This is a genomic window from Pseudonocardia sp. (assembly GCF_025965585.1).
GTDB lineage: Bacteria > Actinomycetota > Actinomycetes > Mycobacteriales > Pseudonocardiaceae > Pseudonocardia.
This window is the reverse complement of record NZ_JAOPWR010000128.1, coordinates 1-5,185: the sequence shown is the minus strand read 5'-3', so window position 1 is coordinate 5,185 and position 5,185 is coordinate 1. Positions and strand designations below refer to the sequence as shown.

7 protein-coding genes are annotated in these 5,185 nt (G+C 71.2%); 1 reads left to right on the top strand and 6 read right to left on the bottom strand.

The genetic code is table 11. From position 1 onward, the window contains the following. Together JWR81_RS08155 and JWR81_RS08150 are read right to left on the bottom strand one after the other, a co-directional pair. A partial coding sequence (locus JWR81_RS08155; protein ID WP_297648989.1) for an SAM-dependent methyltransferase occupies positions 1–554 on the bottom strand: 554 nt, incomplete at its 3' end. Between the two features lie 176 nt (positions 555–730). Further along, complete coding sequence (locus tag JWR81_RS08150) at positions 731–1,960, bottom strand: cytochrome P450 (RefSeq protein WP_297648986.1); 1,230 nt, start codon at positions 1,958–1,960, stop codon at positions 731–733. 111 nt (positions 1,961–2,071) lie between these two features. Here JWR81_RS08150 and JWR81_RS08145 point away from each other — a divergent pair, with 111 nt between their 5' ends. Further along, complete coding sequence (locus JWR81_RS08145; RefSeq protein WP_297648982.1) at positions 2,072–3,871, top strand: PEP-utilizing enzyme; 1,800 nt, start codon at positions 2,072–2,074, stop codon at positions 3,869–3,871. 16 nt (positions 3,872–3,887) lie between these two features. Here the strand turns inward: JWR81_RS08145 and JWR81_RS08140 are convergent, their stop codons facing one another. The 4 genes from JWR81_RS08140 to JWR81_RS08125 all read right to left on the bottom strand — a co-directional run. Next, positions 3,888–4,157 carry a YciI family protein gene (locus JWR81_RS08140; RefSeq protein ID WP_297648979.1) on the bottom strand — a complete coding sequence of 90 codons (270 nt, stop codon included), beginning with the start codon at positions 4,155–4,157 and terminating at the stop codon, positions 3,888–3,890. Further along, the gene (locus JWR81_RS08135) at positions 4,154–4,627 is read right to left on the bottom strand and encodes an SRPBCC family protein (protein WP_297648976.1); all 474 of its coding nucleotides are present in this window, start codon (positions 4,625–4,627) and stop codon (positions 4,154–4,156) included. Before JWR81_RS08135 ends, JWR81_RS08140 begins: the two co-directional genes overlap by 4 nt. Beyond that, positions 4,596–4,937 (bottom strand): helix-turn-helix transcriptional regulator, encoded by a 342-nt coding sequence (locus tag JWR81_RS08130; protein ID WP_297648973.1) that lies wholly within the window; start codon positions 4,935–4,937, stop codon positions 4,596–4,598. The genes JWR81_RS08135 and JWR81_RS08130 overlap by 32 nt, the downstream gene beginning before the upstream one ends. Before the next feature lie 63 nt (positions 4,938–5,000). Beyond that, positions 5,001–5,185: hypothetical protein (locus JWR81_RS08125; RefSeq protein ID WP_297648970.1), on the bottom strand; the 185-nt coding region annotated here is incomplete at its 5' end.

The window sequence follows — 5,185 nt, the reverse complement described above, 5'->3', positions numbered from 1 at the left end:
TAGCTGCCGGAGGGGACCGCCGCCATCAGCCGGTCGATCACCGACCGCATCTCGCCGAAGTCGGGCGTGGCGTGGCCGAGGACACCCAGCAGCATGACCGCGACGGGGCGCTCCAGGTCGAGGACGTCGCTCGCCCGCGCCATGATCTGCTCCGGGTCACGGACGTCGGCGTGCACGTAGGTGGTGGCGCCCTCGGGTGCGGTGTTCACCAGCAGTGTCCGGGCGTACGCCAGGACCAGCGGGTCGTTGTCGACGTACACGATGCGCGACGAGGGCGTGACCTGCTGGGCGACCTCGTGAGTGTTCTGCATCGTGGGCAGGCCGGTGCCGATGTCCAGGAACTGGTCGATGCCGGCCTCGCCGGCCAGGAACGTCACCGCACGGATGAGGAACTGCCGGGCCTGCCGGGCGATGTGCAGGATGTCGGGGTTCTGCGCGACGATCGCGTCGCCGACGGCGCGGTCGGGCGCGTAGTTGTCCTTGCCGCCCAGCCAGTAGTTCCACACCCGTGCCGGGTGCGGGATGTCGAACCTGATCTCGTTCGGGTCGGGCATGACCAGGTCTCCCGGGAGCGAGCTCGCAGCGGACGGGCCGGCCCCGTCAGGACAGCCGAGCGCTGATCCTGCCAGGTCCGACGGGGCGGCCGGACCGCACCCGCCACCTCGGCGTCGAAGCGGTCCATGAGCACGACGCTTCCGCCGAGCTGGTGCACCGAGGTGCACGGGCGCGGTCAGGTCGCGGGACGCAGGGCGACCTGCATCCTCTTGACCCCGTTGAACATGCTCGCCTCCAGCCGATCGGGCTCGCGCACGAGCCGCAGGTCGAGACCGCGGCGCAGGATCTCGGCGAACAGCGACCGCGCCTCCGCCCGGGCCAGGTGGGCACCCATGCAGAAGTGGACGCCCCAGCCGAACGTCAGGTGCTCGTTGGGGGCACGGTCGAGGACGAACCGGTCGGGATCGGCGAACATCCCCTCGTCGCGGTTGGCGCTGCCGAACCACAGCACGACCTTCTGTCCCGGCTCGATCACCCGGCCGTGCAGCACGATCCGCTCCAGCGCCGTGCGCCGCATGAACGCGACCGGCGTGACCCACCGCATCATCTCCTCGACACCGGCGGTGAGCAGGCCGGGATCGGCGCGCAGCCGCTGCCGCTCCCCCGGGAACTCGTTCAGGCCGAGCACCGCGCCGGAGATCAGGTGGCGCGTCGTCTCGTTGCCGGCCGCCATCAGGACGATGTAGTAGGCCGCCAGCTCCTCCCAGGTCAGCGGCTCGCCGTCGATCCGGCCGTGCACCAGCACGCTGACGAGGTCGTCGCGCGGTTCGGCGCGCCGGGCGTCGGAGAGGTCGCGGAAGTAGCCGAACAGGTTCTCCCGCGCGGTCTCGCGGGTGGCCTCGTCGGTGACGTACTCGGGATCCTGGATGTGGGCCTGGTTGCTCCATTCCGCGAGCTGGGGACAGTCCTGCGAGGGGACGCCGAGGATGCGCGCCAGCACCTCGATCGGCAGTCGCGCCGACACCGCGTGCACGAACTCGATGCCGGCGCCTGCGGCCTGTTCGTCCGCCGCCACCGCGTCGTCGACGATCCGGGTGATGGCCTCGTCGATCGCGGCCTGCCACTCCTTGATCTTGACGGCGCGCAGGTACCCGATGCCCACGCGCCGGAGCCGGCCGTGCCGCGGCTCGTCCATGTTGTGCAGGCTGTGCAGCTTTCCCTCCACCCGGCGCTCCGCGAGCTGGGTCCCCTCGGCACTGGAGAGCCGCACGTGGTCCAGAGCGGCGGCGCGGACGTCGGCGTAGCGCGTGAGCGACCAGAAGCCGCGGCCGCCGTCGTGCTCGTCGTTCCAGTGCAGGGGGTCGTGGGCGCGCAGCTCACGGAAGAGCTCGTGCTGCCGACCGGCGAGGTAGGGCCGCATGTCGGTCAGGTCGATCTGGTCGGCGACCTCGGCATCAGCCGTCACGATCCGCTCCTCAGGACGAGTGGTGGGCGGATATCAACCTATACAAAGGTCTGACCGAACGCTACGGTTCGCCGAGTCCCAGATCACAGTCGCCGGACCCGGAGGTCCTCAATGACAGACGCACCCGCCGCGCCGGCCGAGGCGGACGGCGCCACGTTCGAGCCGGTCGGCACCGGGCTCAACGTCACGGAGTTCCCCGAGCCGGTCGAGGGCCGGATCAAGTGGCTCGACTCCCCCGACGAGGTCATCGACTTCGTGGAGGAGACCGACGACATCGAGGACTACATCGTCATCGTCCGCGGCGGGACCACGACGTTCCTGACCCCCGCGCTGACGGCGGGCATCCGCGGCGTCATCACGCTGCAGGGCGCACCGGAGAGCCACCTCGGCATCGTCTCGCGCGAGTACGGCATTCCCTGCCTCATGTCGGTGGCCTTCTCCAAGGGCGTCCGGACCAGCCGCGGTGAGACCGTCCCGGCCGACGGCGTCCGCGTCCGGCTCGACGTGTCCGCCCGTCCGAACGGCAGCATCAGCGTGGAGGCCGGCGCGCCCGTCGACGACAGCCCCGCGCCCGACGGACCCGCCGGGATGAGCCCGGAGCAGCTCGCCCAGATCATGGTGCTGCTGGAGAAGTTCGGCGGCGAGGTCCCGCACGGCGACGACGGCGACGCGATCATGCGCGCCGGGCTCACCACCTCCGTCCTCGATCTGGACGAGGAGTCGGTCGGCCGCACGATCTCCGTGACGGAGGCCAACGAGCTCGTCCGTTACCTCACCTGGAACGAGTGGGACGCGCTCGCCGCGCGGGCCACGGAGGGCGAGTCGGGCCTGATCCCGCGCCAGGAGTACGAGGCGCTCGGCATCCTCAACAGCTGGCTGCGCCACCCCGGCTGGCTGAAGGTCGTCGACGCCGCCGTCGGCATCCAGGGCGTCATCGACATCGGCAGGCGCGCCCGCACCGAGATCGGCACGAAGATCAACTTGCTGCACTCGTGGGCGCTGGCCGCCGCCCCCAGCTTCGGCCGCGGCATCGCGCTGGAGATGGGACTGCACGACGAGGACCACGAGGCGGCGTCCGTCGTCGAGGCGCTGAGCATCGTCCGGCGCCTCTACCTCGGCCACTGGGGCGGTGGCGGCATGTTCAGCTCGATGCGCAGCTACCAGGCCCCCCTGCTCGACGACTCGTGGATCGCCCGGTTCACCAAGGACCGCATCGCTCTGGACGACGCCGCGTCCCGCACCGCGTTCCAGAAGTTCAGCGCCTCCACGGAGCTGCTGGGCTTCCTGCACCACTTCGACAACCGCCTCGGCCTCGGCGACCACGGCCCGTACCCGCTGCCGGACGGCGGCTTCGTGCTGGTGCGCGACCTGTTCGTCAACGAGCCGTCCTTCCCGTGGGCGGACGTCTCCGGCGACCTGCCCTACGCCGTCACGATGGCGATGTTCGTCGGCCCCGACAGCGGCCTCGACGTCAAGGTCACCGACCTGTCGACGATGTTCACCACGCCGGCCAACTACGCGCCCCACATCAGCGGCGTCGCGATCTACACCCGGCAGCACTGGGACACCCCGATGGACGAGCTCGGCGTCCTCTCCCTCGACGACGCGGCCGCGCTGCGCACGCGGGTGGAGGCCGTCTCCGACGCCCTGTACCGCCGGATCGCCACCATGGACACCAAGGAGAAGGTGCTCGCCGGAGGCCGCGTCTACACCGCCGGGTTCGCCCTCCCCCTCGCCCGCGCCGCCGGCGTGCTCGACGACCTCGTCGCGAACCACGGGTTCAACGACCTGCACCCGACGGCCGAGGGCGCCTACGACCGGATCGTCGGCGGCGTCGCGACCGAGATGATCCCGCGGCTGTTCCTCACCGGGTCCTGGGGCGTGCCGCTGCGCGACGACCTGCGGGTGTAGGACCGGAGCGGTCGCGTCAGGTGAGGATCTCGGCCCACTCCCGGATCTCGTAGGCCGCCACCACTTCGTGCTCCACGAACGGATCGCCGGCGACGAACGCCTCCGCGGCCTCCCGGGTCGGGAAGATCGCCATCGAGCCCTGCGTCTGCGGGTCGGCGAAGGGACCGACCATGAGGAGCTCTCCCCGGCCGTGGAACTCGTCGAGCCGCTGCTTGTGCGCCGAGAAGTGCGCGGGCGCCCTCGTGGCGACGTCGTCGGCCGATGCGTAGAACAGGACGTACTTCACGACGCCCCGCCGACCGCCGCGACGTAGGCCCCGAGGATGGCCGTCCACGCCCCGGGCTGCTGGAACGTGTCGTGCATCGCGTCGGCGTCGGCACTGAACGCCTCGAGGTCCCTGTGTTCGAGCACCACGCGCGTCCGGCCGGGCGCCTCCTCGGTGAACTGCACCTCGACCGAGGTCACCAGGTCGTCGCGGTAGCGCCAGTCGGCGCCGATCTGCCAGGTCAGCACCAGCCGGCCCGGTGGGTCCCAGACCGCGACCACGCCGGTGGACGTCTCGCTCCCGTCCTCGTGCCGGGTGAACCACCGGCCGCCCTCGTGGGGCTCGACCACGATCTCCGCGATCGGCGCCGAGCCGATGTGGTGCGCCGGCGGCCACCACGACGTCATGCCGGCGGTGAAGATCTCGAAGGCGCGTGCCCTGCTCACGCCCACGGTCACCTCACGCCGGATCGCCTCCACCACTCGGGTCATCGTGGTCCTCCTCGGATCGGGTCCTCTGCTCGAACGCCGCCAGCGACCGTTCCCAGAACGTGTCGAGGTGCCGCCGCAGCACCGCCAGGGCCTCGGGGTCGACCTGGTAGAGCCGCCGTGTCCCCTCCTGCCGGTCGAGGACGAGCCCGACGTCCTTGAGCACCTTCAGGTGCTGCGACACGGCCGGTCGACTGACGGGCAGCACGCGTGCGAGCTGCCCGACGGCCAGCGGCCCGCGGGAGAGGGCATCGATGATGGACTGCCGGGTGGGATCGCCCAGAGCGGTCAGCATCGCGGCTGCGTTCGTCATGACGAACCGTAAGCTACCACTTACCATGTGGCGGTCAAGCAGTCGGGACCGGCGTCCGCCGGATCAGCGCCGCTCCATGTCGGGCCGGGCGTCCAGCAACGGGGCGTTGGCGCGCTCGGGGCGGTCCTCCCACCGGCTGCCACCCTTTCCGGCCGGCACGGGCACGAGCCTGCGGGCCAGCAGCTCCGCGTCCGTCGCCCGTCCGCAGACGGGGCACAGGGGCCGTCCGTCCGGCGTGTAGGGCGACA